The 26426-nt window shown below is 63.9% G+C and carries 26 protein-coding genes; 20 read left to right on the forward strand and 6 right to left on the reverse strand.

Annotated features, from left to right (window positions below):
* Window positions 1–280: 280 nt before the first annotated feature.
* Window positions 281–1468, reverse strand: a complete 1188-nt coding sequence (locus tag AAHS21_RS15485; protein WP_342928491.1) for a hypothetical protein — start codon at window positions 1466–1468, stop codon at window positions 281–283.
* A gap of 257 nt (window positions 1469–1725) precedes the next feature.
* Between AAHS21_RS15485 and AAHS21_RS15490 the strand changes: the two genes are divergently transcribed.
* The 17 genes from AAHS21_RS15490 to AAHS21_RS15570 all read left to right on the forward strand — a co-directional run bounded on the left by AAHS21_RS15490 (window position 1726) and on the right by AAHS21_RS15570 (window position 19795).
* A complete protein-coding gene (locus AAHS21_RS15490) occupies window positions 1726–2034 on the forward strand; it encodes a type VII secretion target (RefSeq protein WP_029371741.1) in 309 nt (102 codons plus the stop codon).
* Between the two features lie 101 nt (window positions 2035–2135).
* On the forward strand, window positions 2136–2843 hold the full coding sequence (locus tag AAHS21_RS15495; protein ID WP_342928492.1) for a helix-turn-helix transcriptional regulator: 708 nt from the start codon (window positions 2136–2138) through the stop codon (window positions 2841–2843).
* Between the two features lie 342 nt (window positions 2844–3185).
* Window positions 3186–3842 carry a WhiB family transcriptional regulator gene (locus tag AAHS21_RS15500; protein WP_342928493.1) on the forward strand — a complete coding sequence of 219 codons (657 nt, stop codon included), beginning with the start codon at window positions 3186–3188 and terminating at the stop codon, window positions 3840–3842.
* Window positions 3843–4215: 373 nt separating this feature from the next.
* Complete coding sequence (locus tag AAHS21_RS15505) at window positions 4216–4791, forward strand: transcription elongation factor NusA (RefSeq protein ID WP_342928494.1); 576 nt, start codon at window positions 4216–4218, stop codon at window positions 4789–4791.
* Window positions 4788–5126 (forward strand): hypothetical protein, encoded by a 339-nt coding sequence (locus tag AAHS21_RS15510; RefSeq protein WP_342928495.1) that lies wholly within the window; start codon window positions 4788–4790, stop codon window positions 5124–5126. Before AAHS21_RS15505 ends, AAHS21_RS15510 begins: the two co-directional genes overlap by 4 nt.
* Window positions 5123–5749 (forward strand): DUF1643 domain-containing protein, encoded by a 627-nt coding sequence (locus AAHS21_RS15515; RefSeq protein ID WP_342928496.1) that lies wholly within the window; start codon window positions 5123–5125, stop codon window positions 5747–5749. Before AAHS21_RS15510 ends, AAHS21_RS15515 begins: the two co-directional genes overlap by 4 nt.
* Before the next feature lie 28 nt (window positions 5750–5777).
* Window positions 5778–6707 (forward strand): NUMOD4 domain-containing protein, encoded by a 930-nt coding sequence (locus tag AAHS21_RS15520; protein WP_342928497.1) that lies wholly within the window; start codon window positions 5778–5780, stop codon window positions 6705–6707.
* A 277-nt stretch (window positions 6708–6984) separates the two neighbouring features.
* Window positions 6985–10044 (forward strand): Helicase associated domain protein, encoded by a 3060-nt coding sequence (locus AAHS21_RS15525; protein WP_342928518.1) that lies wholly within the window; start codon window positions 6985–6987, stop codon window positions 10042–10044.
* Window positions 10041–11120, forward strand: coding sequence for an alpha/beta hydrolase (locus tag AAHS21_RS15530; protein ID WP_342928498.1), 1080 nt, complete (start codon window positions 10041–10043; stop codon window positions 11118–11120). Before AAHS21_RS15525 ends, AAHS21_RS15530 begins: the two co-directional genes overlap by 4 nt.
* A gap of 1071 nt (window positions 11121–12191) precedes the next feature.
* The gene (locus tag AAHS21_RS15535; RefSeq protein ID WP_342928499.1) at window positions 12192–12884 is read left to right on the forward strand and encodes a hypothetical protein; all 693 of its coding nucleotides are present in this window, start codon (window positions 12192–12194) and stop codon (window positions 12882–12884) included.
* 8 nt (window positions 12885–12892) lie between these two features.
* On the forward strand, window positions 12893–14272 hold the full coding sequence (dnaB, locus tag AAHS21_RS15540) for a replicative DNA helicase (protein ID WP_342928519.1): 1380 nt from the start codon (window positions 12893–12895) through the stop codon (window positions 14270–14272).
* A gap of 95 nt (window positions 14273–14367) precedes the next feature.
* A complete protein-coding gene (locus tag AAHS21_RS15545) occupies window positions 14368–15150 on the forward strand; it encodes an HNH endonuclease family protein (RefSeq protein ID WP_342928500.1) in 783 nt (260 codons plus the stop codon).
* A gap of 81 nt (window positions 15151–15231) precedes the next feature.
* Window positions 15232–15522, forward strand: coding sequence for a hypothetical protein (locus AAHS21_RS15550; RefSeq protein ID WP_342928501.1), 291 nt, complete (start codon window positions 15232–15234; stop codon window positions 15520–15522).
* Window positions 15523–15525: 3 nt separating this feature from the next.
* A complete protein-coding gene (locus AAHS21_RS15555; RefSeq protein WP_342928502.1) occupies window positions 15526–17418 on the forward strand; it encodes a hypothetical protein in 1893 nt (630 codons plus the stop codon).
* Window positions 17419–17420: 2 nt separating this feature from the next.
* Complete coding sequence (locus tag AAHS21_RS15560) at window positions 17421–18149, forward strand: hypothetical protein (RefSeq protein WP_342928520.1); 729 nt, start codon at window positions 17421–17423, stop codon at window positions 18147–18149.
* A 52-nt stretch (window positions 18150–18201) separates the two neighbouring features.
* The gene (locus tag AAHS21_RS15565; protein ID WP_342928503.1) at window positions 18202–18534 is read left to right on the forward strand and encodes a hypothetical protein; all 333 of its coding nucleotides are present in this window, start codon (window positions 18202–18204) and stop codon (window positions 18532–18534) included.
* Window positions 18535–18760: 226 nt separating this feature from the next.
* Window positions 18761–19795, forward strand: a complete 1035-nt coding sequence (locus AAHS21_RS15570; RefSeq protein ID WP_342928504.1) for an FtsK/SpoIIIE domain-containing protein — start codon at window positions 18761–18763, stop codon at window positions 19793–19795.
* 15 nt (window positions 19796–19810) lie between these two features.
* Here the strand turns inward: AAHS21_RS15570 and AAHS21_RS15575 are convergent, their stop codons facing one another.
* Window positions 19811–20365: a hypothetical protein gene (locus tag AAHS21_RS15575; RefSeq protein WP_342928505.1), complete on the reverse strand. Its 555-nt coding sequence runs from the start codon at window positions 20363–20365 to the stop codon at window positions 19811–19813.
* Window positions 20366–20579: 214 nt separating this feature from the next.
* Here AAHS21_RS15575 and AAHS21_RS15580 point away from each other — a divergent pair, with 214 nt between their 5' ends.
* Window positions 20580–20837 (forward strand): hypothetical protein, encoded by a 258-nt coding sequence (locus AAHS21_RS15580; protein ID WP_342928506.1) that lies wholly within the window; start codon window positions 20580–20582, stop codon window positions 20835–20837.
* A 988-nt stretch (window positions 20838–21825) separates the two neighbouring features.
* Here AAHS21_RS15580 and AAHS21_RS15585 read toward each other — a convergent pair.
* Both AAHS21_RS15585 and AAHS21_RS15590 read right to left on the reverse strand, forming a co-directional pair.
* Complete coding sequence (locus tag AAHS21_RS15585) at window positions 21826–22281, reverse strand: hypothetical protein (protein WP_342928507.1); 456 nt, start codon at window positions 22279–22281, stop codon at window positions 21826–21828.
* A gap of 744 nt (window positions 22282–23025) precedes the next feature.
* A complete protein-coding gene (locus tag AAHS21_RS15590; protein ID WP_342928508.1) occupies window positions 23026–23634 on the reverse strand; it encodes a hypothetical protein in 609 nt (202 codons plus the stop codon).
* Window positions 23635–23978: 344 nt separating this feature from the next.
* Here AAHS21_RS15590 and AAHS21_RS15595 point away from each other — a divergent pair, with 344 nt between their 5' ends.
* Window positions 23979–24554: a hypothetical protein gene (locus tag AAHS21_RS15595; protein WP_342928521.1), complete on the forward strand. Its 576-nt coding sequence runs from the start codon at window positions 23979–23981 to the stop codon at window positions 24552–24554.
* A 366-nt stretch (window positions 24555–24920) separates the two neighbouring features.
* On the opposite strand, the gene AAHS21_RS15600 is transcribed toward AAHS21_RS15595, so the two are convergent.
* On the reverse strand, window positions 24921–25562 hold the full coding sequence (locus AAHS21_RS15600; RefSeq protein WP_342928509.1) for a hypothetical protein: 642 nt from the start codon (window positions 25560–25562) through the stop codon (window positions 24921–24923).
* Between the two features lie 78 nt (window positions 25563–25640).
* Entirely contained in the window at window positions 25641–25982 is a 342-nt protein-coding gene (locus AAHS21_RS15605; RefSeq protein ID WP_342928510.1) for a hypothetical protein, read from the reverse strand.
* A 229-nt stretch (window positions 25983–26211) separates the two neighbouring features.
* Here AAHS21_RS15605 and AAHS21_RS15610 point away from each other — a divergent pair.
* The coding region (locus AAHS21_RS15610; RefSeq protein ID WP_342928511.1) for a hypothetical protein at window positions 26212–26426 on the forward strand (215 nt) is incomplete at its 3' end.

Below are 26426 nucleotides of genomic sequence, written 5' to 3' on the forward strand. Positions count from 1 at the left end.
GACAACCCCTGCTAAGCTCGGCGCGACGAGCCGCCAGGCGAAGGAGCGCCGAGAGGTTCGCTAGGAAAATTAGCTGATAACTTGCTAGCTTTCTGAGTAGGTAGCTGAGCCTGCAAGTGGGGTTGTCAGGGGCCTAACTTGGGTGTCCGCTGGCATTCCAGCGCTGCTATGCAGCTAGCTGACCAGCACTGATAGGTTGTTACCAACATGGCTTCCACACAGAGATAGCCTGCTACCAGATCAGCGTGGTAGCAGGCTATCTCGATTGCGGTAGGAGGCTTTAGCCGCCCGAGGGGTGCCCTATGAGTTCGAGGTGGCTTACCGCGAAGGCGGTGTAGTCCGCATTGGCACTCGGATCGCCGGCGGGTGTGCCCACGGAGTTCGGGTTAGACGGTTGATCGGTGTGGCGAATCGTGATCGTCACAGAGCTAGCTACCACCGGCTGCCAAGGCCCCTGGTGGTAGCAGTTCGCCGCGTTGATCTCCAACGTGGCTGTCTTGCGCTCGTTGCGGGTGTCCTGGTCGCAGTTGGTCCTCCCGACGTCATTGAATGACCAGTTGAGCAACTGGACCGTGCGGAACTTGGCCCACTGGTCCTCGCCGCCCTCTTCGCTGTCGGCGCCCGGCATGATCGACACCGCTGAAATCACGTAGGCCTTGTCGAAGGTCACCTCCAGGATCTGACCGTCGATCTGCCACGCACGCACGCAGATCCATGGCTGGGTGCTTTCCACGCGCAGAGCGTTCATCGGGTCCGAGCTCGGCGCTGGGCAACGCGCTGTTGCGGTCAATACCTGGACAGGACCGTCCGCCGGGACCGCCGGCGCTGCCGGCGCTGCCGTATGGCTGGTCGATGGTGCGGCCAGTTGGGCTGTCGGGGTGTGGTCGCCAGCGCCTTGCAGTATCCACTGCCCGAGGACCGCTGCCGCGATAACTGAGGCCGCTGTTATACCCAGTGTGCGGGGGCTCTTCCAGTTCTGGTCTTTGAGCCATTGTCCGACAGCGCCGACGCCGGAGGAAAGGGCATTGTTTTTGGCGGCAATATCGTCGAAAGCCAAGGGCGTTTCGTTGTTGTCTGCCGGATCGTGGTCTTCGCTGTTTTCGGCAGTTCCTGAATGTGCCGCGGATTTCGAATCTGCGGTCGTCTCTGCCGCATATTGGTCGTCTGTGGTGCGCTGGGCGGCATCGACGGCATCGTCGCCGGCCGGCGGTGCATCGAATCCGAGTCGGCCGAACTCCGCGTCGCTGGCTGTTGGATCTCCGGGAGCGGTCTCATCGATGTATGACCGCAATTTCTCGACGGCCAACTCGCGGTCGTCGGATGCGGCGCCCGTCATGTGCGACGCCATTCCCGCGGGCGCCATATCATCAGCGGGCGCCCCACCGGGGTCGTCCGCCGCCGGCGTGGTGAATCGAGGCCATTCAAGCAGCTCCGGGTCGGCCAGGAGCTTGTCCAGCAAGTCGGTCATGAATCAATGCTGGCAGCAGCTTTTATTGTTCTCCAGAGCCTTGAGGTAGGAGCCGCGGTAAGCGCCTGGCAGTGGGTTCGCTCACACGGCCGCGCGGTGGCTCATTTACGTCGCTGACCTGCACTGGTAGCTCGGTAGTAGCGGTGGTTACCAGGCGGTAGTGCCGCCGGTGGTTGTCGTCCGCCCGGTCCAGCTGGTACGCGGTGGATCAAGTGGTGGTCTTGCTCGTCCTTCCACTGCCGCTATACCCTTTTGACATGGCACTACGGGTAAACGAGGACGAGATCCTTCAGTTCGCTACCGCCAACGATCGAGTCGCTGGCGAAGTCGAGGCAGGCTGCCAGCCCGATCCTGATCTGCTCGAACAGATGACGACCGGCTACGGTCCCGTCGGCGCCGAGTTCACCGCCGCCGTTGCTGAATTCCAGACAGCGTTTTACCAGTCAGGAACGGCGCTCGCGGGCCGCTACTCGTCGCACGCCCAGGATCTGCGCGACGCGCATGGGCGGTATGTCGGCGCCGACCAGGCCGGGGCAGAGGATGTAGCCGGCAGCACTTCGGTGTGACGTAGGCGATTCCTGCGTGGCGCTCCCATCGGTGGTTGGCCGCTGCCGAGCGGGTAGCGCGATCTGGTGTGTAATGCCGCGGCCTCTGGATTCGGATGGCGATGGCTGACAACACCGCAGACTTCTTTTCCGCCAAGGCGTTTCGCCGTGCGTGCGAGCAGGCTGGGACGACAAAGAAGGCCATCGCGGCCGAGCTCGGCGTTACCCCGACAACGTTGAGCAGTCTGCTCAACGGCCGATCCACCCCGTCGATGAAGTTGTTGGTCCGGATGGTGGATTTCTTCGGTGGCAGTCTGGCTGATTTCCTGGAAATGCCGCCCAGACAGCAGTGGGAGCTCAAGCACTACCGCGTTGCCGCTGGTTTGACTCAGGCCGCCCTCGCCCACGAGCTGGGAGTTACGCCGTCGGCCGTGTCCGGGTGGGAGCTAGGTAAGTACCCGCCGGGGGCCGCTCTTGTGCCGCGGATGGCTCATTTGTTCGGCATACCTGATGATCAGCTGCGTGCAGTGCTGGGATCGGCGCCGCCCGCGGCGGCTGCACCGAACACCACCTCGGCCAACGAGACCTTGTCCTTGGCCGAGACTCTCGCCGAGACGGTCTTAGGCTTCGCCGCCAGCGCGGCAGCCATGGCCGAGTCACTGCCCCCGGCCGCCCGCGATCAGATGGATACCGAGATCCGCGAACGCGCAGAACAAGCACTGACGCTTTTGTCTACTTTGATTCCGCAGCTAGCACCAGAGACGCGTCCGAGGGCTGTTCGCCTGGTCGGACGGTTGGCAGAAGTACACGAGGCGGCAATTTCAAAGTAAATGTTGTCGCAAGTCGTGACTCCATGTTACTTTGACTCTGTCAGGCCGCCCCGCATTACCACTGGGGCCTACCCGGAACGAAGGGAGCCACCCCTGAGGACTTGCCAGTAACTGCACCCGGCGGAGCTGGCGCCGGCGACTACAACTCGCACAGCGCCCAATTCGCCACTTTGGTTCCGTAACTTCACCTTTCGGCCCTGTAGCGCCTCCGGCGCGCACGGCAACATCCTTTCTTTTCGCGGCATCGCGAACCACCTACCACCGTTGCGTGGGTCGTTGCTGCGCTCACTCATCCACTGCCGGTGAGTTCCCACACTCGTCACACCTTTGAGGAGTAGTTCTGTGTCTATTTCCCGACTCGCCCCGGAACAGGCCCCACCGAGGGCATCAGGACACGCCGGAGGCCGTGGACGCCCACCAGGTCGTCCTCATCAGGCGGTTCTTCCGAAGCTTCACGACGAACCCGAGCGGCCCACGCCCTGCTATTACGACCCAGAACTCTGGCATCCCGACGAGCAGAAGCCCAATCCCGAGGCTATGGCCGCCTGCTGGGGATGCTTCTTCCAAAGACAGTGCGCCATCAAAGCTTTGAAGACCGGCGCCGAGTTCGGCATCTGGGCCGGTTACCGGCTCGCCCCCGGTCCAGGCCTGGAGGTCAGTCGGGCGCAGCTAGCTATCATCGCCGGCCAGGAAATGGGCCCTCCCCTCTCGCCTGGCCCTGAAACCTCTGCTGTTCTGGCGGGCGAACGGGTCGAAGACCCCGCACTTGAGGGCACCACTGTCGACGGAATCGCATGCGACGACATCGACATCACGCCAGACATCACGCCAGCGCCGGAATCCGTGTACGACGACCTCGACGAAGATGACGACATCCGCGACGACCAATCCGCGGTCATCTCGCTGACCAATCGGCACACGCTGGTGCGCCAGTGCTCCAACTCGCCGGTTCAGCTGGCGTTGGCATTCGGTCACCTCTCACCCGCCCACGCCGGATAACGCATTCCTCTTCGCCGCCCATACAGATCGGCCTGTCCTTCATGAGCGTATCTCCTAACGACCCGGCGCCGCATCTGCGCTTCGCCGCCGAACCACGGTGCCTACCAATGGGTTTAACGACCGCAGCGTTGCGGGACTTTCTTGCGGTGCAGCTGCGGTCCACTGATCGCGCAGTCTCCACATCAGAGCTTCGCCACCGGGCTAGCGAACACGGCTTCTCCGACCTGCTTGTCGAGGGTACTTATCGGCTCCTCGTCACCCTGGAGCGTCGTGGTCAGGCGCAGCGCGTCGCGAGCCGAGGACGTTCGGTCTATTGGGTCAACAACGCCAGCACGAACAGCCACCCCGCCGCGGCTATCGAGAGGTTCATCTCATGACCAGTTTCCGAGATCCCGCATACCGCCACAGCATCGGATCCGACCGCGCGTTCTTCTCCGCCTTGTTCGCACGCCGTATCCCTGAGGTCGCCACCGGTGCTATTCGAGTGGTCGATGCGGTTCGCGACCCCGGGCGCTACGCAAAGGTCGCGGTGACGGCCACGGTTGGTGGCATTAACGCTGCCTCGACGTGCATTGGGCAACGGGGCGTCCGCGTCCACGAAGTGGAAGCCCTGATTCCTGGTGAACGCATCTCGGTCGTCAACTACGACTCGGACCCCGTCGGATATGTCGTCAACGCGCTCGCCGTCAAGATTGAGTCGGCCGACATTGTCTCCACCGCCTCACGCGATATCCGCGTCATCGTGTCCGTCCACAACTTCGCCACAGCCATCGGACGCGACGCGCTCAACGTGCGTTTGGCCAGCGATCTGACCGGCTGGCGCATCGCCATCTGTACGGCGCGCTGCACCGCCCGCCGGCACATCCATCCACGATTCGACAGCGCAGCTGGAGCGTCGGTGTGGGAGTCATCGACCCTTTCCGGCCACGCAGCAAGGAGCTCGTTGTGACATTCCCAAACACTCAGACCGAACCGACGTTGATCAGTCGGAACGCGGAAGCAAAGCATGGCACTTACGGCCCGCACATCGACGGCATCTCGGCTCGGGCACTTCATGATCCGGTCGGCGTCTATGAGCAGTGCCGCTGCGATCCGGCCGAGATCGACTACATGGAAACCCATTTCGTCATCGACGGGGTAGGCCTTACCTGCGAACGAGGACTCCTGTTCCATGTGTGCGCGATCTGCTGCGCCGATGAAGCCAAGTGCTCCCAGGTGCATTCTCACGGACCCGCGGCACCGGCCTGCCCACAGGTTTTCCCCCCAGTGGCGGTGGCGTCATGACACTGTCCCTGGACCTGCATCTACCGACGTGGCACGGCACGGGGGCGGGAGGGGCCCAGTTCTCGGCTGATAGGTCCTACCGATACCGGTTGCACCGACGCTGGGATGACGGGCCGTCCCTGATGATCATCGAATTGCGGCCCTCGGGGGCCAACGAGCACCACGACGACGACGCCTCCCGCCGCGCGGCAGCGTTCGCTCGTGGATTTGGCTACGGCGGCTACACATCGCTTTGCCTGTACGCCGCGGTTGCGGCTGACGACGCGCACCTGTTGACGAGTACCTCCGACCCGGTGGGCCCGGACAACGACTGGTGGATCGAGCGGGCGGCCTACTGCCACGACGTCATCGTCTTCGCATGGGGTGGCGACGCTGCGGCCGCCAGGGCCAATGCGGTAGCCAGCCGGATCTGGCAGATCTGCCAGGAAACCAGCGCCGCGGTCGCAGTCGTGGGCTGGACCGCCGAAGGCCACCCCTGTGGTTTGCCGGATCGACACCGCCCTGGCCTCGCCTGTCCTCACACCGTGCTGTCCACAGTCACCGCGCATGCCCACACCGATTTTGGCGATGTCGATCCGCGCTGGTCGGCCCTACTCGCCGATACCCATCATCTGGTCGCTTAAACCGTCGCCGAAGAGGGGTGCGAATTCCATGACCGTTGAGACGTTGAAATGCCCGCCGCCGCTTACAAATATCCGTGAGATCTGGCGCCCAGTCCTCGGATATGAAGGCCTCTACGAGATCTCCGACTACGGGCGGGTGTGGTCTCTTACACGCCTTGCCCTACTGACACCGATCAAGAGCGACGAGTACCCACAGGTCTCGCTGTTTCGGAATGGATCCGAGAAACGCCGCCCTATCGCAGCGCTAGTCCTGGAAACATTCGTTGGCCCGGCACCAGAAGGCCACGTTGCGCGCCCCAAGAATGGCCGGCGCAACGACGTGCGTCTGACCAACCTGATGTGGGCGCCCCGCACCAACGGTCCTTTAACCCTCGACAGTGGAGATAAAGGCCCGATGGACCGGCCCGCCCCGACGCCCAGAGGTGACGTCCAGGTCCGCGTGGCCGCGGACCCGATAACCAAGCACCGAGTGACCCGCGTCGAATTTCGGGGCTGGGCGGTCGATCTCGCCGGGGCGACTCTGGTCATCCCCACTCAGGCCGTTCCGGTAGGAGGCTCCGTCGCCGATCTGGAGATGTGCCTGAACGCCGCACGCACCCTGCTAGCCCAGCGTCGCACCGCTTCGCGAGTACCACCACCCGCTGCTCCGAACGCGGCACCTGATGTTCCCGACGCCGACACCAGAAGTGCGCTCGTCGACGTACTAAGCCACGCACGCGCGGTCGCCGCCCAGTCGTGGCATTGGCAGCGCTTCAACGCCTACGAATGCATCAGTGAGGCATGGAAGGCGACTGGACTCCGGCTACCGCACCGTCGGGTGATCGAGGCACTGCACGCCGTCCTTCCTGACGGAAAAGGCCTGATGGAGTTCAACTTGGGTGCGACGCGGGATCAGATCTGCACCCTCTTCGACAGCGCGATCGCCGCGGCCTCACACTCGGACCGGGGGGCGGCATGACGATGCCTCACACCCATCGACTGGGCGTCGAACGGCACGAAGCCCATGAGGTTTTCAAGAGCTCGCCCTCCGACGGTGTGGTGTCGGTTTCGCGATGGGGATGGCGGTGGCGCGGCCACTGCACATGCCGCCGATGGACGTCTCGCCGACGCCTGCTGCGCTCGGTTGCTGTCCTAGATGCCTTGACCCACGCTGCGCGTTGCGGATGTGAACCTGCGGTACCCCTCGTCGACCACAGTCCTGGCCGGCTTTATCGCGGTGCGCGGTCATGAAAGCCATGCAGACATCAGCGATCCGGGCGCCTAGAGGCCACCAAGTCGAGGCGCTCTCGGCATTAGACAACACTCTACAGAGGCATGACCGGGCGCAGCTGGTGATGGCGTGCGGCACTGGAAAAACGCTCGTCGGCCGCTGGTATGCCGAGCGCGTTGGCGCCGCCGTCTCCGTAGTGGTGGTGCCCTCACTGAGTCTGGTTGCCCAGACGGTGCGCGAGTGGAGATCGGGTGGCGGCTGGCCATTCCAAGCACTCATCACGTGCTCGGATCCGAGCACCGCAGACGGCGTGAGCGAACGGGCTGATGGTGACGGACAAGACATTTCCGAGTCCTTCTGGACACGGCTTCGCGCGCGGGTGACAACCGACGCTGCGGTGGTCGCCGCCCGGCTATCCGGGCACAGCGCCCTGCAGCCATTGGTGATCTTCTCGACCTATCACTCGTTGCACGTCGTCGCCGAGGCTGCCCGCTCGGCGAAGGTGGTCATTGACATCGTGATCGCAGACGAAGCGCACACCCTGGCGGGGCAGTCGCGGGAGGACTTCCGCGTCGCTCTCGACGACAAATTGCCAGCCAAACGCCGCGTCTTTATGACCGCCACCCCTGTTGTTTCCTCCAACGGAGGTGTAGCGCAAGAGGATTCATCACCCCTGTCAATGGACGACGCTGCGCTGTTCGGGCCAGTGGCTTATCGGCTCGACTTCGCCGAAGCGATCGCGCGCGGCCTCCTGGTCGATTACCGGGTAATGGTCTATGAAACACCCCAGGCAGGGGTCACACCTGATCCCATCGCTGCCCTGGCAGTCGCGGCCCGTCAAGGTGTCGCCAGTGTGCTGAGCTTTCACGGCCGCGTCGCCAAGGCCCGTGCCTTTGCCGATGCTATCGACGGGCATCGTCTCGAAGACGGCCGCACCGTGGTGGCCCGCTCCGTCGCCGGGATAGACCCCACGACCCAGCGTGAGGACGCGTTGGAGTTGCTGTCGTCGGCGCGTCCTGATCAGCTCATCGTGATCAGCAGCGCACGCTGCCTGAGCGTCGGGGTTGACATTCCCGCCGTCGATGGGGTGCTCTTCGCCGACCCGAAGAACTCCGACGTCGACGTCATCCAGTCGGTGGGACGCGCGCTGCGCACCGCCCCGTCCAAGACCGTCGGGATGGTGATGATCCCGGTATGTGTTCCCGCAGGACTTGACGATGACACGGTTCTGTCGAGCGGCGATTTCGCCGCGGTCTGGCGAATCCTGCGCGGACTGCGCAGCATGGATTCGCGGCTACGCGCCGAGATCTCTGAGATCACACGGCAACGGTCGAGGCGCGGAGACTGTGACGGGTCGCGCGGCTCTCACATTGAGTTTGACCTTCATTCTCTGGCCGAACCGGAGCGGTTCCACGCCCGCGTTGTCGAATTCCTCTCGCCAGCATGGGATTTGGCGCTCGCTGAGGTGCACCAGTTCATTGCCGAGCACGGCCATGCGCGGCCCGGTCGTGGTACACGGCTGGGGGAGTGGTGCGAACGTCAGCGGCGGGCCTACCGGCGCGGAATGCTTGCTCCCGAGCGCGTAAATCAGCTGTCCTCCCTTCCCGGGTGGACATGGGATCTGGCTGAACAGCGCTGGTTAGATCAGTGGAGGCAGGTCCACGATCTCGCCGTTGCTGGCCAGAGTCTGGGCGTTGAGGATCCGCAGATCGCTCAGGTTGCCCTGCAGCGAGTCGAACATCGTTCGGCGGTGACCACGGTTGGCCGGTGGTGCGCGTGGCAGCGGCAGTTGGCGCGGCGTGGGGAACTCGATGACCGTCGGCGCTTACGCCTCGATGAGATCCCCGGTTGGTCCTGGAGCGTCGTCTCCGCCGAGGATGCCCGCGCGGTTGACCTGCTCGGTGAATACGTGGCGTGGAAGGGGCACGCAAATCCGCCGGCCGATGTGGTCGAGGACGGCGTTGCACTCGGTCAGTGGCTCAATACCGTCCGCAGGCGCCGCGTTACCGGCGCCCTGACGCAGGGTCTGCTCGATGAGATTGAGTGCGTCACACCGTCGCGCGCGGCCGAGGGGGCTCTGCGTTGGTACCGCGGTGCCACCCTATGGCTGCTCGGTTTGGAAGCGTTGCGCCAGTTTGTGGCACGCGAAGGTCACTGCCGCCCACCATATTCGCACTACGAGGATCTCCCCGATTTCTCCCTCCCGCTATATGACTGGTGCACGCGGCAACGGCATCTGTACCGGCACGGCCATATGGTCGCTGAACGTGCCCGCCTGCTCGCCGCAGTCCCAGGCTGGCAGTGGGAACGTCAGCCCACCCCGCGTGTTCTGCGTGATATCGGCGATGTCCGTCACGGCACGCGCACCGGCTACGTCAAGGGCTGCACATGCCAAGAATGCACGGACGCCAACCGCGCCAAAGAGGCCGAACGTGCCGCCCGCGCCGCCGCCGGCGGACCTACCACAGATCTGGTTGATGCAGGATCCGCTCGGACGCACCTTGAACGACTAGTGGCCGCCGGGGCCACCAAGAAAGCCTTAGCGCGGGCCTGCAACCTCAACGTCAAAACGATCGTCGAGATCCTCTCCGCGGAGACGAAACGCATTCTCCCGGAGACCGAGACGGTGATTCTGGCGGCCACTTTGAACGACGTGCGCACGGCGGCCGCACCCGGTAGCCGCGTCGATGCCGGCCCCACCTGGGAGCTGCTCGACGACATGATCGCACGGAACTGGCCAAAGTCGTGGATCGCCCGTGAAGCTGGCCTCGGCACGTCCCTGCAGCTCCGCCGCGACACGATCACAGCCGCTAGCGCCGAGCGCATCGCAAATCTCGCGGAGCGCCTCGGGACACGTCGCGCGCCCGCCAAGAGGTTCCGCCAGCCGGTACCCACGCTGAGTGAAGTACTCGCCCAGGAGGCCACCTCAACGCAGACCGTCGATCCGGATTCCTACTCCTGGGCGCGTGCACTGCTGGAACAGGGCTACCGCATCGACCGAGTCGCACAGCGTAGCGGTCTACCGGTTGACGTAGTTACTGCGTTGGCGGACACCGACATTGCTGAGGCGCAAGTCGCATCATGAGAGGAGCAGGGGCGGTGACTACTACTGATATCGGGCCGGCTCAAGTGCTGCCGGTCCAGACCGCGGTCACACCGTTGCCAGCAAGGAGCCGCGGCGACAGGGCAGTGGGCTCAGCGGCCGAGGTGCCGCGGTCGCGCCGGGAACCACGGCAGCTGTCTGTGCGAACGGACGACGGGGTAACACTTCACCTCACGGTGCACGGCGCACGCAGCGCCCCCTGCACCGTGGTGTTTCTCCACGGGCTATGCCTCTCCCAAGTGTCGTGGGCACTCCAGATCGATTCTGTAGTAGACAGTTTCGGGCCGATGGTGCAAGCCGTGTGCTACGACCATCGCGGCCACGGCCGCTCGATGGCCGCCGCGGCCGACAGCTATACCATCGACCGTCTCGCCGATGACCTCAATACGGTCCTACACGCAGTAGCCCCAACCGGTTCAGTCGTGGTAATCGGTCACTCCATGGGCGCCATGGCCGCCCTCACTCATTGCGCCCGCCATGCGAGTCCTCACACCCGGCGGGTCGACGGACTTGTCCTCGCTGCGACCGCAGCCGGGCACCTCACCCAGTTCGGGCTTGGCCAACTCTTGACGGCACCAGGGGTGTCGACGTTGCTTCGACTCATTCAGAGCGCTCCAGGCCCGACGCTGCAGCCGTTGCGGAGGCTGTTGGCCGGTCCCGTCTGCCGATGTGTATCTCATTGGCACGGTTCACGTTCCGGGTGCGCGTTGGCCGCAGTAGCCGCTGACGCTCTGGCGACGACCTCCCTGCGCACTGCCGTTGGATTCTTGCCGGCACTGGCGCAGTTTGACCAGTACTCCACGCTGGGTTCTATCCGGGCTAAGACCGTCGTGATCAGCGGCGGCACCGATCTCCTCACGCCGGCCGTACTCGCGGAGGACATCGCCGCGAGGATCCCCGGTAGCCGCCATCTACACCTGCCGCACTGCGGGCACATGGTTCAACAGGCCCACGACGAGCTCGACGCAGCGATCGCGGCAGTCATCACAGACGTGATCGCCGAGGGCCGTTGCATGGTTTCCGCACCATCACCACGTCTGGCGGAGGCACGTGCGTAATGGCAACACTCCGCACGAGAGATACCCGAGCTCCTCGACCAGCCCTAGCCACGGCTCAAGCCGCAATGGCGTGCTGGCGCCCCTGGCCAGCTATGTGGCCCCCTGCATTCGGCGTCCGACCTCATCGCGCTGATTCCCGCCACTCGTTCACCGCCGGCGGGGGAGAGGAGCTGCCGATCGCCACCTAGACAGGCCCGTCAGGGCCGTTTGCTGACAACTCCATACCGGGACTCGACGAGGGCAGAGATACCCCCCAAATAGGGGGGCTCTGATTTAGAAGAAACGAGATCCGCGGAGGACCAACTCCGACTCTCTCTCGCGTGAGACCGAAGGACCAACTTCGATCTCGGGTCCCCTCAATGTGAAGGGAATACCGTGCCAGGTAGCTCTCATACTAGCTTGCTGTCTCAAGCAGGGGCAAGACCAGCTGGAGGCTCGTGTGTTGCACACCAACACCGCGATCACCAGACTCCTTCCCACGCAATTACCACGGTCGGCTGTAAGCCGAATACCGGCCTCAGCCGCCCAAGTGGCCATCGCGAACGGGTGCTGTTCGCTGATGCTCAACGCGTCATCAGCAGAGTGCAAAATGACCCCGCCGCCCAGGGCCTGCGGGGTGCGCCGCGACTGGTGCTCGCCGCGGTGCTGGCGATGCTGTGCGAACGGTGGTCCAGGGTCACCGACGACAGAATGCGACTCACACAACTCGCGCAAGAGATCACCTCGCGTGGCGGCCGCTGCTACCACCTCAAGACGGTAGGCCGCGCATTGGCTGGACTGGCCGCCCTTGAACTTGTCACTTACCGCCCCGCACAGGGCCGTGGAGGCTTTGCTGGCGTCGCAATTCACCCACGGTTTCTTGACAACATTGAGCCCCTGCAGCGGGACGCCCAGGGCCACGTCATCACCAAATCCGTCACCTTTTCCGACCAGCATCCCTCTATAAGCCAAAAATCTAACCTCCCTACCCTCCGCAGCTCCCGTGGCGCCGCCGCAAAACACTCCGCCCGACCGACTGAGGTAGACGTTCGCCCGGACGAGGTTCGCTACGTCCTTCGCGAAATGCCAACGATGTTGCAGCAGCTTCCTTCGCATCTGCGGTGGAAGCTCGGTGCTGCGATCCGGTTGCGGTTATCTCGGGGATTCACGCCGCAGCAGATCCTTGCTGTTCTCGGTGCTGAACCCCCAACGGAACTGCAGCGACCGTGGAAGTTGGCCATGTGGCGCCTGACGCAGAACCTGATCGGCTCAGGGCCGCGGCTGCGGCCCCTGCAGTCCGCGTGGGACCGACGTGAATCACAGGCGTGCCGCCGCGCCGCCGACGCACGAGACGCACGCTGGTACGACCAGGTTTGCGCCGTCACCACCGACGCCGAACGGTCGCGGCTGCTGCGCGCCCATTCGGCGTTCTTCGGATGCAGCGCTGTCGACATGCCCGTCGCCGCCCTGGCTGGAGCGGGTCGGCGTGTGAGCAGGTTGTTTCCTGGTGTGGATCTCAAGATTGCGTTGATCCGGTGGGCCGATGATGTGCTCGCAAGCAGGGCCGCGGCTGGCGGGACACCCATCGACGTGTCGGCACCGACGCCTGCGCTCAGCGGCCTGGTGACGGAGCTGGTTGTTGCCGGCTGCTGCGTCAAATGTGATTCCCAGCCTGGGGTGTTGCGGTCGAGTATGCCGTTACCTCTGCCGGTGTGCGACGCGTGCTGGGAAGGGGTCAAGGCCGAGTTCGACTCTGCCGCTGACGAATTCGAGGCGGTCGCGTAATGACAACCATGCAGGAAAGACCGGCACGATCAGGGAAGCGATCGACGCCCGGGCCAACTGAGGGTGAGACACGGCTGCCTCCGCAGGATGAGGCCGCAGAACAGTCAGTTCTGGGCGGCATGCTGCTCAGCAAGGATGCGATCGCTGACGTGCTGGAGAGGATGCGGCCGGGAGACTTGTATCGGCCCGCGCACCAGGTGATATTCGATACGATTTTGGACCTCTACGGCCGTGGTGAACCGGCGGATGCGGTGACTGTGGCCGCCGAGCTCGATCGGCGTGGCGTCCTCCGACGCATCGGTGGCGCACCGTATCTGCACACACTGATCGCCACAGTGCCGACGGCCGCGAACTCGGGTTACTACGCCGACCTCGTCGCGGAAAAAGCGCTACTGCGGCGGCTGGTCGAGGCGGGCACCCGCATCGTGCAATACGGATATGCAGGCGTCGACGGAGCGGACGTCTCTGAGGTGGTGGACCGCGCCCAAGCCGAAGTCTACGACGTCACCGAACAGCGACGCAGTGACGACTGCGTTGCCCTTGAAGATCTCGTGGGGCCGACTCTTGATGAGATCGACGCGATCGCTTCGGGCGCGAACAGCCGCGGTGTGCCGACCGGTTTCGCTGACCTGGACGACGTCACCAACGGCTTGCACCCTGGCCAGTTTGTAATCGTCGCCGGCCGTCCCGGTCTCGGGAAATCGACTCTGGCACTGGATTTTCTGCGATCATGCAGCATCAAGCACAAGATGGCCAGTGTCATCTTCTCGCTTGAGATGAGTAAGTCCGAAATCGTGATGCGGCTGCTGTCTGCTGAGGCGCGTATCAAGCTGCAGGACATTCGGTCGGGCAAGCTGAGCGACAACGACTGGGCCCAGATGGCGCGGCGGCTCGGGGAAATCAGCGAGTCACCCCTCTACATCGACGATTCGCCCAATCTGACGATGATGGAGATCCGGGCCAAGGCGCGCCGACTCAAGCAGAAGGCCGAGTTGCGGATGATCGTCATCGACTATCTGCAGCTCATGACCTCAGGCAAGGCCTATGAGTCCCGGCAGCAGGAAGTCTCTGATTTCTCCCGGTCGCTCAAGCTGCTGGCAAAGGAGCTTGAGGTGCCCGTCGTGGCGCTCAGTCAGCTTAATCGCGGGCCCGAGCAGCGGGGTGACAAGAAGCCGCAACTGTCTGATCTTCGCGAAAGTGGTAGCCAGGAACAGGATGCCGACATGGTGATCCTGCTGCATCGCCCCGATGCGTTCGAGCGCGACGATCCCCGCGGCGGTGAAGCAGACCTGATTCTGGCAAAACATCGAAACGGGCCCACGCGGACGGTGACCGTCGCGCACCAACTGCATCTATCCCGTTTTGTCGACATGGCGCGACCAGGTTAGCCCTCAATCTATTTACGTATTTAGATTGAGTGATACACTATGTGACGAGCCGCGGAGAAACTGAGAACGCCGCCCTGATCACGCAGGCATAGTCCGTGAAGGAAGAACGAGGGGTTTGTATGAAAGTCGCTCGACGGGTGCTATTTTTAAGCGTCGTAGCGATCGCCACGGCGGCCGCTGTTGGGCAGCCTTGGTCGACCGAGTCGTTTACGTCGGCACTGAAGTCGATGTGGGCAACGATTGACTCCACCGCCCCGGCAGCCACGCCCCTGGACCCGTCGGAGACGGGCAACGTCATCGCCGACCTCCTCGACCACGCTCACGTCGTGGACAGTTTGCCAAACGTGCCCGGATACGAACGTGGTTGCAAGCGCGGCCAGGCATGCTCGTTTGGACCAGCTTGGAATGATCCGCAAAATCACTCCGGCTGCGACACCCGTTCGCGCATCCTGCAGGCTCAGTTGACCGATGTCACCGTGAAGCCGAATACCCATAATTGCAAGGTACTTTCGGGCACACTTCATGATCCCTACACTGGCCAGATCATCGCCTACGACGCCGGTCGCGACCCGTCCGCTGTGCAGCTGGACCACGTATTCGCCCTCGGGCGCAGCTGGGACGCCGGCGCATCCCTCTGGGATGAGGCCAAGCGCGTGGCGCTTGCTAACGACCCCGTGAATCTGTTCGCAGTCTCAGGTCCGGCCAACCGCGACAAGTCCGATTCAGGGCTTGAGTGGTTACCCCCGAACCGAGACTTCCAGTGCACCTACATCGCGCGGTACCTCGCCGTGGCGGTGACCTATGACCTGAACATCACCACGAACGATCGCGACATCGCGGTCCGACAGTGCCCGGCGACCACCGGAGGCGCGACGTGACCCACCGTCGGAAGCCTCATTGTCACCACGTGCTTAGAGTGAGGGCATCGTTGACCGTGGCAGCCGCAGGAGGGTCCATCCATGCCAGAGGCACAGAAACGCACCCCGGCCGAGCGGCGCAGCTACACCAGCCGGCGCGCCGAACGGACGGCGTCGACCGCGAACAACACAAAGATGCGCTGGACAATCACCGACGCGCGCGTGGCGCTGGATCTCTCACTCAGCGTGCCAGAAGCCGCGGTACAGGTAGGGCGCACCGCGACAGCCGTCGAGAACCTGCGCAGGAAATGGCGGCTTGGACAACTTGCCGCCGGGCTCGCCGACCAGGTGCCACCACCACCACGCGCCCCCACACGAGGAGAGGCCAACTAAGTGATGAGTAGCTATGCGATCACGCGTGACGGGACAACCTGGCAGCTGCGCGATGACCCGGATGGCGAACTCGCCGACCTGCTGAACTGGATTATCGACGAGAAGTGCCACCAGAGCGCGGACGGCCCGATGTTAGCGCTGTCGCGCCAGCAGATCGTCAGCCGACTCGGCAAGGGCATCCCGGCGGATTTCCCAGAACACGACGTCGTCACCGGTGATCCCGACCAGGGAGGGGTGCGCGGTTGGTGGGAGACGACGGTACAGAACCACCTGGCCGGCGTGCGCACCTCCGCGGCCGCACCTGCTGATGACGTCGACGAGCCCGCCGGCCACCACACGCCCGGGCGAGCAGATGCCTGGCCACTACGCAGCCGGCAGTGGGACGACGTGGAGTACTCCGGCGCCGACGATCGCGTACTCATCGTCACAACATTCGGCATCGTGAATCCCGCCGGCGCGGTGGTCAAGCCCCCGCTCGGCGAGCCCGGCAATCTGCTGAAGCTGGCCGTCAAGTATCCGTGGGCATCCGGAGAGGGCGAGGCCGACCCACAGATCTGGATCACCGGGCAGGCGCTGCGCGAGCTCGACTTCCCGGTACCGGGCGCTGGCTCGACCGCCAAACTCGAGGACATCGTGGGGGACTTCTTCGGCTGCGAGGTCACCTACCAGAAATCCGGGTTCTTCACCTGCGCGTTTCCGACACCGGATCCGACGAACTGGCCAGACCGCAAAGTCGACGTTGTCCTGATGCCCTACACGCACTCCGAACCTTCGAAGTCACGGCCCGACGACCGCGGAATACTGGGCATTGTCGGAACACCGACGATCCTGCCGGCCGATGAATCCGAAGCAGCACATCTGCTAGGTGATCGCATCGCCTGGCTGTACGGGCTTGAAGGCGCACTGCCGGGGCCGCGATGGTCTCGCGTCGGAGGCAAGATCGCCAGGGTGCGGATGGGCAAGGCCCGCCCAACCATCAAGAACGACCCCGGCGCGAAGCTCGTGCCGTGCCCACTGCCGTCGCGCCTGTCCAAGAGCGGCAATCTGCCGTACGCATGGTGGACCAAAGACAGCTGGAACCGCAAGCACCGGGCCAACAATCCGGGCGTCGACGTGGAGGTCGATCAGCAGGCCGCGTACCTGCCCTCCGCTGAGGGCGTCTATCTAGGTTGGGGGACACCAGAATTCGTGACACCCGATCCCGAGTGGTTCGACCAGCAGCGACCGCCCTTTCTGGTAGCCCAGATCACGGTGCCGCCGGCGAACAAGTGCGACGGGATCTCACCGAAACTGCCGGTACCGCACCCGGGTATGTCCTGGACGAAGGAATCAACCTTCCCCGCGACCACCATCGACATTCAGCAGCTGCTCGCCCCAGTGGAAAACGGTGGCGCCGGCCTGACCGTCGCCGAGATCGACTTCCACGTTGCCTACGTGTGGCCAGAACAGCACCAGTGGCTCAAGCAGTTCGCAATCCTGTTGCGCACCAAGCTTGCTGAGGCGAGAGCCGTAGACAGGCTCGACTATCAGCAGATGTGCCAGGCGCTGTACAAGAGCGTGTTCGGGCGGTGCGCCGCTGTGGGGGATAGCGCCTGGAGCTATCCATATCTGCAGCTACAGCAGCCGGCATGGTTCGGCGCGATCGAGGGGCTCACGCGGTGGCGCGCGATGCGATACGCATGCCGTATCGCACGTGACTTCAACCTCTACCCCACCGAGTGCATGGTCGACGCGTGGTTCTACCGCGTGCCAGAAGGGTTCAAACCGCACCAGTTGGAGGATCCGCTCGACGAGAAGACTGGTCTCCGCAAAAACGGCAGCTACCGGCTCAAAGCTCTTCCACCCGCCGCAGAGACCCCTGACGGCCCACCGGACGCTGAAGCCGACGACTCGTGAGCATGGAGTTCTGGGATCTGCCTGGTGACAGTTCCCAGCCCGAACCCGAAGGAGAGGGCTTCCGCGACGCGCTGGATGCCCTGACGCAGCGCCGGTTCAACGAGCTCGGTGCGGGATGGCGGCTGCTACCGGAGCGCCTACAGAGGGCCGAAGCCGCTCGTCGAGCTCGCCGAGAAATGGCTCGTCGTGTCGCCCAGCACACAGGTAAGAAGCCGCTATCGGAGCGGACGATCGCCCGGCGCGCTCGACAGGATGATCCGCCCCCCGGCGTGGACAAAGCGTGGCTGGACAGGTGGGCGGCGATCGACAGGGCCGGAGGGATCGAAAACCTCGCCCGCCAGATCGGCGCGAGCGAAGGACAGGTACGGCGGTGGCGGGACTCACCAGATCCCGACGCAGAACTTCCGATCGGGAAGCGCCGAGGCGCGCCCCCGATCCCAGCCGCCGGGATCGTCGTACGGATCAGGGTGAAGGGTTTTGTGGTGATCAACGGCAAGGAATATCCGAAGGACATCCCAACCAACCCCGACGCCGAGTACGACACCATCACGGTTGATCCGGCAGGAGAGCTGATGCAAGCGTTCTTCGACGGGGACGAGGACAAGCTGAAGGAGCTGCTCGGGGAGGAGATCGCGATGCAGATCATCATCCCGACGTGGTCCAACTTGCCGGCGACCTACCAGGTCGGATACATCGTCGACGAGATCCTGGAATTCAGGCCCGAGACATAACCACTGGGGCGGAATGAGCCCGCCCCCGGAAGGGTGAGGGAGACAAAACAGCGTGGCCGAGCAGGTACCTGACTGGGACGACGTTCTTGCCGACAAGAAGCGGGAACACGACCGCACAAACATGGGCGACCAGGCGTTCGAGGATGCCACCCGGGTCGTCATCATCGCCGACAACACCTATACCGAATATTGGGCCGACTCCTGGAAGATGTTTGTCCAGGATGGCGGCAAGACCGTGAAGCTGCTCGCGCAGGGCGACGGCGCCTCAGCGGTCGAGTCTCGCAACCAGGCCCTCGGGGAGATGCTCGGGATGTCCTCGGACGCCGCCGGCGTGTTCACACAGGCTGTCGCTGAACGGGAAGGGCAGCCCGACCGATTCCAATAGCGGTCCTCGGGCCCTCTGGTAGGTGGCATCCGGGGTGTTTATGCTGAAACTTGTGCCGCTGTCGTGGCGGCCGGAATCCCGACAAACGACGGATCGCCCACATCGATTCGTTCACGAGCGATCGGGACAAGACCCACGGGGTTCCGCGCACCAACCCTTCAGAGACTGTCGCAACGCAGATGTGGGCTGCTGCGACAACCACTTTGGATGGGATGTGACTCTCGCGATGACGAACAACTCGTGGAAGAAGAAGGCTCGCCGCCAACAGATCGCCAACGGCGTCTCTTACACCCGCGCCAGGCGCGAGGTCGATCGCGAGTACGACGCACAAAGCCGGGTGAATGCTGACACGCTTTTGTCTGCGCTTGGTATCGAGAACCCTGACAGCCTCGACGTCGAGGCGCTGTGGGAGCCACACCGTCGACCGGCCGGCGCGACCCGGCAGATGCTGCTACGTACCCCTCTTGGCCTGACGCCCGAGGGGAACCCGATCTGGCTGGACCTCAAAGACGCGCCGCTCGGCGGCCAGGGGCCACACGGAGTGATGATCGGAATGACCGGAAGCGGCAAATCCACAGCCCTGCAGACGATGGTATTAGGGCTATGCGCACTGCATTCACCCGAGGTTCTTCATGTAATTCCGGTGAGCGGGTACAAAGAATCGGCGCTCGACGCGTTCGCTAACTACCCCCACGTCACCATCCAGCCCGCGGGCGAGGCTGGCAGCGAACCTAAGGCGGGCGACATCGCGCAGGCACTGGACCGCCTGATCGAGCAGCGCAGCCAGGCGCTGACCGACGCCGGCATGGAACTCACCGGCCGAAGGTTCCGCGACGTCCACGCCTACCACAAGGCACGAGACGCCGGCGCCGAGCTGCCGCCGATGCCCTATACGGTGATCATGGTCGACGAGCTACCCCAGGACGAGCCAACGGCCGCGGCCGTGTTCCACGTGCTACGCCACGGACGAGAGCTGGGCGTGCGCGTCTTGGTCTCCGCGCAGGATCTCCAGCGGGGCTACATGTGGCGAATTCTCGAAAACTCCACCTACAGAATCGTCTTCAAAACGATCACAGGCCAGGCTTCGCGGTACCTCCTTGGTGCCGACGCAGCATACTTCCTGACCGGTCCGGGCCACGGGTTCCTCGCTACCTCTTCCAGCAATGACCCGGTGGCATTCCGTATGTTTCCGCCGCTCTCCGACTCGGTGATCGAGTCCGTCGGCCGACAGCTCACGGTGGCAGCCACAACAGCGGACTAACGCCCGGCGGAGGTGCTAGTCCGGTGTGATCAAGTCGCCAAGGTGACCAGGGGTGGTGTACTGGGCGAGCGCGTCACGATGCTTACGCAGTGACGAGGCGATTCCGTCGGCCGCGGACTGGAAGTGGCCGGCAGCTTCCCGGTAGCTGTTGCCGCCGGCCTTGTACTCCTCCAGTGCGTCCAGGAGGTCATCGACGGCCGTGGACAGGAGCCGGTTGTTGTGCTCCAAGGCGACGATCTGGGCGCGTTGATCAGCGATAACGGCCTGCTGTTCGGCGATGAGACGCGTAGTCGATTCCGGGGCGCCGGCGCCCGCAGCTTCGGCCAGACCGCCCGGGGCCTGGCCCACCTGCTCTTGTGGATGGTTGGGGAGCTGGTCTGGGTAGACATACCAGCGCAAGCGCTGGGGATACGGCTCAGCGCCGCCACGAATCCGGCCGGCGACGATCGCATTACGTACGGTCCTGGGATCCTTGCCGAGCAGCCTGGCAGCTTCCCTCAGCCCGACAACGTCACGGCTGGTGGGAGCGGTTTCGACGCCGTCAGGGGGGTACTTGAGTCTATCGGACACGGTGTACAACCCCCCTTCCTGGATGTCGATCGTCCTCGAAGGTAGCCCGCAACGTCCCAAGATGCACCAATATGTACTTCACTGATCTTAGAAGACGCGCCGGCCCGTGCGACACGGGCAACCTTCACTGTGCACCTAAGGGCAGTTAAGGGCAGTGCGGGTTACAGTGTCAGGCGGCGGCGTGTAGAGCACTGAGCGTATTTAGGAGCAGGTAATGGCATCCTCGCGAGCGACTCGACAGCGCCAGGATCGCGCACCTCGTCAGGCCGCGGTTCCGAAGGAGTCGAAGGTCGAGAGCCGCGAGCTCGACGAGCTCATGGGGCTGCGCCTAACCGGACGTCAACTTCTCGCACTGGAATGGAAGGCCGACCAGTGCAAGAAGAAGTCGGCGCAGTACTTCATCCGGGATTACTTGCAACCCGTCTTCGACGAGTACGACGAGCACATGGAGGGAACCAGCCTCGCAGGCTGATGTGATCGGATAAAGCACCCCCTCGTCGTATTGACGAGGGAATGGTTAACCATGTGCGTGTCGCATCATGGTTAACCATGATGCGCGTGGGACGATTCCCAGCAGTCACACCTGCTGAAAGGAGGTTCCATGCGCTGAGGCCGCCTATGCCGCGGCAGTCGAACTCCTGGCCAACGGCCATCATCTGCGAGCGCCCATCGATGCACACGCCGCATTCGAATTAGGTGTTCTCGTAACACTTTTCACGCGGATTCCCCACTAAAACGACGCAAGCCCCCGGCGGCTACCGAGGGCTACGTCGGAGTCGGGCTGTCACTCGACCCTTGGGTTTGTCATGCGTGCCATCCCCCTAGGAAAGGGACTGTCTGATGACACGTCTCAGGATACTGCATGTCTGCGTGCAGATCTTGGTAGATCGAGCCGACACGCGGCGGATCTGTCGATGATGTCCGCAATACTCGACAGTGCCACTCGTTCGGTGTCTGACCGGCCTGCGCCGTTCGGCGCAATCGACGGCGGAAACGTATGCCGCCCAACTAGATCCCTGACATCACGCACCGCCCATCGCAGGCAATCCAGCCGGCCGGCAACCCGACTGCGTCCACAGATCGGCGAACGTTCCGCGGCACAGTTCCTGCCGCGCGAGAGGGGGCGCCCGTGATCGCCTAAGCCGTGTAGAGCCCACCAGCGACTATTCGGAGCGGAGTGGGCCAACGCCAGAAAACGTGAATATCGGTGTGGGCCAACCACTGTGACACGACGAAGGCCCCGCTCGAAAGCGGGGCCGCGTCAAGGGTTCGATCTGAGTTGGCGCTCAGATCCAGGTCCGCACCCAGTGCCCCTTGGAAGGGACGATGTCGTATCAGGACTCGTCTCACGGTAGTGCATACCCTCGACACCGTCTAGGCGCCGCGCGAAACCGTGATCTCAGAATTGGCTCTGCCCCGAGCCCGATTGGGCGAGCCGCAGGCGACTACGCCGAACAGTGTCAGTCGGCTGCGGTCCAACAGCGGCTGCGCCGCATCAGGAACCGCGAGCAACGGCGGAACTGGGTGCAGCGCGCCGGCGAGACTGCCCCGTCGACGCCGATGTGGACGTCGCGCGCCGGCTGGATCAGCAGCGTCAAGGCGTGGGCGCAAAGCGATGAACTACAGGCTGTGTGTGCCTCGACGAACGTCTCGATCACCAGCTCGACACTGGCTGCCGTGGCGACGGCCTGGGCGCAGTTCGCCGACCACGGCACCGGCCGCAATGCGGCGGTGACGCGAGTACGGGTGGCGGCAGCGGCCGGCTGCGACCCCAGGACGGTTACCAGGGCGTGGACGGTTCTCGGCGCGGCCGGTTGGGCAGTCGAAGCAGCGCGCGGCCACGGATCCAGTTCGACGGCAAGCTGCGGCAACCGGCCCTCGATCTGGCATCTGGTGAGCCGCAAAGTGGAGTCCACAGAGATCGGCCGGCCTGTGGAGTTTGTCCACCTACCGCCATCCCGAAGGGATAGGCGGTTAAGTCCAGTTAGTTCGAACTCACCAAAGGCGCGCCCGGGCGCGCCCGCCAAGAAAGTTCATCCCCCCACGAAGAAAAACAAACCACCGGCACGGACTGCGCCGAGGCCGTTGGCCCTGCAGCGCCTTGCGGCCGAGCTCGTCACCCCGGCCGGTCGTCGTGACCCGTTGTGTCGGGGCCTTGATCAGGGACATGTCGGGGCAATCTGCGATGCAATCGCGTCAGCTGGGATCGACCCGGCTGTCTGGTCAGCCCGCGCCATCACCGAAGCACTCAACCGCGATATGCGGGCCCGAGGATGGTCATGGCCGAACGAAATCGCCAGCCCAGGGGCGTTCTTGGCATCGAGACTGCGGCTCTTGCCCAAACGGGCCAACAAGAGCACTCCACACGGCCGCACAACCACGGGCCAAGAAGCCATCCACCGGAGCAATTCCGCCACCGCCGACCCCAGTCGTGAGAGCGACCGATTCACCGGGGTCACGCAGGGAGCGCCAACCGGGTTGGGCCGAACAACGGCTGTCCGCGCCGCTGCAGCTTCGGGTGACTCCTGCGTGGTGTGTTGCGGCCCGCACCCAGTGCGCCGGCCATTCCTGCCGACTCACCGGGCATACGTCTGCGATCGCTGCTGGGAGCAGCACGCCGAGCCAGCCGTCGCCGGACAGTGATGAGGTGGTCGACGAGCTCAAGCTGCAACGCAGGGCTGCGGGTAGGTCGCTTCCGCGAAGATCCGGTCGTGCAGGCGCCGGACCCACCGCGCGTCGCCGAGTGCGGTGTGACGCTCGTGAGGGCCTGGCGTGGCGACTCCGCAGGCCCGCGACGTCGCTTCTGCCGATCGCTGGACAGGGATCTGGCGGGCAATGAGGTAGCCGGTGGCCAGGACAGCGATGTCCCAGGGCTGGTAGTGCCACCGCGGCGCCCGATCATGGCGCTCCAGCAGCGCTTCCAGGCAGCCGGTGTCGAACGAGGGCACCACCCCGAATACCCGGGCGCCGGCGGTCCAACGCTGGACGACCGCGGCCGCTGTAGAGGCCGGCAGGAGGTGAGCGTTCGGCGTCGTCAGGACGCCATCGCGCTGAGGATGACGCTGGTCGAAGCGGCCGATCGCCAACGCCTTGGGATCCGCGTGAGGCAAGTCCAGGTCGGCGACGTCGACGTAGAGCGTGATCTCGCGGTCCCCAGTGGCGTCGCGTCGAATCATGGCGATCTCCCACGCTCGGCGACGCGGCCCCTTGCCAGTCGTCTCGGTGTCGAGGAATACCACCGCGTCCCACATCGTCTGATCCCCTCTCATGGGCTTCGTCTGTTGTCTCCTGAAACTCGTTCGGGTGTGGCTCCCGTCGGCTGCCTTTCAAGTATCGCAACGAGCACCGACAAGCAATCCCGAGATGACGGCACCCCTGCCCGCCGCTGGGTTGGGGAGGGGGTGCCGTATTGCATTGAGGGCACACCTGTTTGAGAGCGGAGTGATGTGTCGGTCGTCATCGGTAGAATCAGGTGTTGTAAGGGCACGCCAGCCGGGGTGGGCCCGTTCAGTTAGAAGGGTTTGTTGGTCATGAAGGCAGCAGTCTTTGGAGCGGCCGGAATTGGGCCGTGTTCGCGCGACATCGTGGCTGAGCGGCTGGGTGTGCCGTGGTGATGACTCGCGATGGCGGGGAGCGTCGCCACGATGCCGGTGATGTCGACGAGCAGTTAAGCGCGCTGCTAGGTGATCGTGATCGGGTACTTAGGCGAATCGAGCGCCGGGCGGCCGTTCTTGTGCGGTCGTGGATGGTGGTCAACGAACGGAGCTGGTTGTCGGTGGATGTGTCGGGGAACCTTGCTACGGCTGGTGGATTGGTTGATAGCAATGCGAGCCTTGCTGTGGCGGTTCCATTGTTGCCGCGCCGAGTGTTTGGTGGCGGCCTGAATAACCGGGGCGACTTTACGTTGAGGTTGTCAGACCTGGATGCCTACCTCGATGGTGCTCGCCACGGCGTCGACGGTGCAGCACCGTGGAAGACAGTAGTGATTGGCTTTGTAGAGGAGTCTCACCACGAGGTTCGGGTCAACGTGCCACGGGATTTCCAGCCGGAGCGCTGTGATTTGGCCAACGAGTTGGCAAGCCTGGATGACGATGGGTGCGAGTTCGTGGAGCGCGGCGTGCTTCGGGTGACTGACGCCGATGAGCAGGATCCGGATGCAGAATACTTCGCGCCTCCAGCGGTGTGGTGAACAGCGGGCCCTGGGTAGACGCTAAACCAGTGAATCACGTTGTGTGGCAGCAGAGGTAGCCCGAATCGGTGGGCGGTTCTGTCGGTGGGGCTCATTAGTATGAACGGTGTTGGGGCAGGTCAGCAGGGTCGGCCCGGGAAGCTGCGAAAGGGTGTGGACGACATGGGGGTTCCGGGAGTGGGCGTTCCATATGGAATCGAGTGCCCAGTGTGTGAGGCGCCGGCCGGTTTAACCTGCGGCGGGGAGGACGAGTACCACGTCGGCCGGCTCCGGGCCTGGCGCGGCGGGGAAGGGGTCCGGCGCGACATCATCGAGCGGATGCGCGTCGCTAACCGCTGACCCAAACGATAGGGTTCAGGCGGCCGTTTAGAATTCGGGGGGCCAAGGATCGGGCATAGCCGGCAGGCCGGCGTTGCTCGTACGGTTCCAATGCTCCAGGATCTCCTCGATGTGATCCCAGTCGTCGCCGGTCTTCGGCGGAATTGACCGCACACCAAGCGCTTCCGCGCCTACGTTCTGAATGTGCGAGGTGCCGGTCGACACGTAATTATCGAGCGCCGTGACGTTGCTTGTGGCCGTATGCACCTGGGCGGCGACCAATTGGAACTGCGCGGCAGCGTCCCTGACGACGTGGCTCGCTTCATCGATCCGTGACTGCGCAGCCCGCAATAATGCTGCTCGGCCTTCGGCGGTGCCCGATATGTGTGCGAACGCCGCTTTATCCCGCTGCCAAGCCTGCTCGACGGCCGCCAGCTCACTCTGAGCTTTCTGGGTGAGCAGATTGGCCTGGCGAACCGTATCCGCGACTGAGGAGTGGGCGGATCGTAAACGCTGGCGCCGCTCCGCGAGTGTCTCGTCAAGGTCACGTGCCCGATCGCTGGCCTCACCGGTCCACGCGTCGGGGTGCTGCGGAGCCGGCCCACAGCGTGGGAGGGTGACTTCTGGCGGCACTGAGGTGCCTAGGAGCTGCCGTGCACGCTGTATCCACACTTCGGCCTGGTCAATCACGCGTTCTATCGTCGGGCCGCCGGTTCAGTGTTTGCAAGAGGAGTGCCCGCGTGGCGCGAAGGTCTGAGTGCCACCGTGTCACCAGTCCGGTAGGCGCTGCCATGAATCATGTTGTCTACCAAGCGTTGTGTTGTTGATGGTGGTGGGGGTGAGGTGGAGGTTGGTGATGTCCAGGGTGGTGAGGTAGGTGCCGTTGTCGTGGTTGCCGTAGATGCCGATGGTGGGTACGGGTGCGTCGGTGATGTGGGCGTTGTTGAGCCAGGTGTGGTTGAGGTCTCCTGCGGTGATGAGGGTGTCGGCGTGGTGGGTGGTGATGGCGTGGGGGATGGAGGTCCAGGGGGGTTCGGTGTCGGCGAGGACGAGCAGTCGAGCAGTCGCATGGTGTTGAGTGTGCGGGGTGCGGGCCGCCGGATTCAACATCAGGTGTGGTGTGTGTGTTGTTGGATTGAGGGGTAAGGCGGCAGGGGTGGGCGGTGGGGCGTGAGCCCCGCCGCGTTGGTGCCGCGTTGGTGTGGTCGTATTTGGTTGGTATGAACGGGTATTGAGTGATGAGGATAGACATTGCGATATCCCGAAAAGTGTTGGTAGTATTGATGTTAAGCGCGGCGAAGACGAGCGGAGCCACGAACTAGACTGTAGAATAACGACATTGGATAGCGACGAAGTCGCGACCATGCGGGTAGTGAAAGTGATTGATATGCAAAGAGATTCGATCCGGCAGAGCGAAGGGCGAAGCCCGAGCGGGAACAAGCCGGTGACGACGAAAACGCAAGGCGCACAACAGAACGCAACCATAGAACACGAGCAAGGCGGCGTGAGCCGCCGTGTGCGCTCGCCGGCAACGCCGGCGGTCCTCCCTCCGGC

The sequence above is a fragment of the Mycobacterium sp. 050272 genome (assembly GCF_039023525.1).
Taxonomy (GTDB): Bacteria; Actinomycetota; Actinomycetes; order Mycobacteriales; family Mycobacteriaceae; genus Mycobacterium.

Bases quoted from the DNA above. Each gene is read 5' to 3' on its own strand.
- AAHS21_RS15485 (WP_342928491.1), bottom strand. From the start codon at position 1,468: ATGACCGACTTGCTGGACAAGCTCCTGGCCGACCCGGAGCTGCTTGAA.
- AAHS21_RS15490 (WP_029371741.1), top strand. From the start codon at position 1,726: ATGGCACTACGGGTAAACGAGGACGAGATCCTTCAGTTCGCTACCGCC.
- AAHS21_RS15495 (WP_342928492.1), top strand. From the start codon at position 2,136: ATGGCTGACAACACCGCAGACTTCTTTTCCGCCAAGGCGTTTCGCCGT.
- AAHS21_RS15505 (WP_342928494.1), top strand. From the start codon at position 4,216: ATGACCAGTTTCCGAGATCCCGCATACCGCCACAGCATCGGATCCGAC.
- AAHS21_RS15515 (WP_342928496.1), top strand. From the start codon at position 5,123: ATGACACTGTCCCTGGACCTGCATCTACCGACGTGGCACGGCACGGGG.
- AAHS21_RS15520 (WP_342928497.1), top strand. From the start codon at position 5,778: ATGACCGTTGAGACGTTGAAATGCCCGCCGCCGCTTACAAATATCCGT.
- AAHS21_RS15525 (WP_342928518.1), top strand. From the start codon at position 6,985: ATGCAGACATCAGCGATCCGGGCGCCTAGAGGCCACCAAGTCGAGGCG.
- AAHS21_RS15530 (WP_342928498.1), top strand. From the start codon at position 10,041: ATGAGAGGAGCAGGGGCGGTGACTACTACTGATATCGGGCCGGCTCAA.
- AAHS21_RS15535 (WP_342928499.1), top strand. From the start codon at position 12,192: ATGTTGCAGCAGCTTCCTTCGCATCTGCGGTGGAAGCTCGGTGCTGCG.
- dnaB (WP_342928519.1), top strand. From the start codon at position 12,893: ATGCAGGAAAGACCGGCACGATCAGGGAAGCGATCGACGCCCGGGCCA.
- AAHS21_RS15550 (WP_342928501.1), top strand. From the start codon at position 15,232: ATGCCAGAGGCACAGAAACGCACCCCGGCCGAGCGGCGCAGCTACACC.
- AAHS21_RS15555 (WP_342928502.1), top strand. From the start codon at position 15,526: ATGAGTAGCTATGCGATCACGCGTGACGGGACAACCTGGCAGCTGCGC.
- AAHS21_RS15560 (WP_342928520.1), top strand. From the start codon at position 17,421: ATGGAGTTCTGGGATCTGCCTGGTGACAGTTCCCAGCCCGAACCCGAA.
- AAHS21_RS15570 (WP_342928504.1), top strand. From the start codon at position 18,761: ATGACGAACAACTCGTGGAAGAAGAAGGCTCGCCGCCAACAGATCGCC.
- AAHS21_RS15580 (WP_342928506.1), top strand. From the start codon at position 20,580: ATGGCATCCTCGCGAGCGACTCGACAGCGCCAGGATCGCGCACCTCGT.
- AAHS21_RS15590 (WP_342928508.1), bottom strand. From the start codon at position 23,634: ATGAGAGGGGATCAGACGATGTGGGACGCGGTGGTATTCCTCGACACC.
- AAHS21_RS15595 (WP_342928521.1), top strand. From the start codon at position 23,979: ATGACTCGCGATGGCGGGGAGCGTCGCCACGATGCCGGTGATGTCGAC.
- AAHS21_RS15605 (WP_342928510.1), bottom strand. From the start codon at position 25,982: ATGTTGAATCCGGCGGCCCGCACCCCGCACACTCAACACCATGCGACT.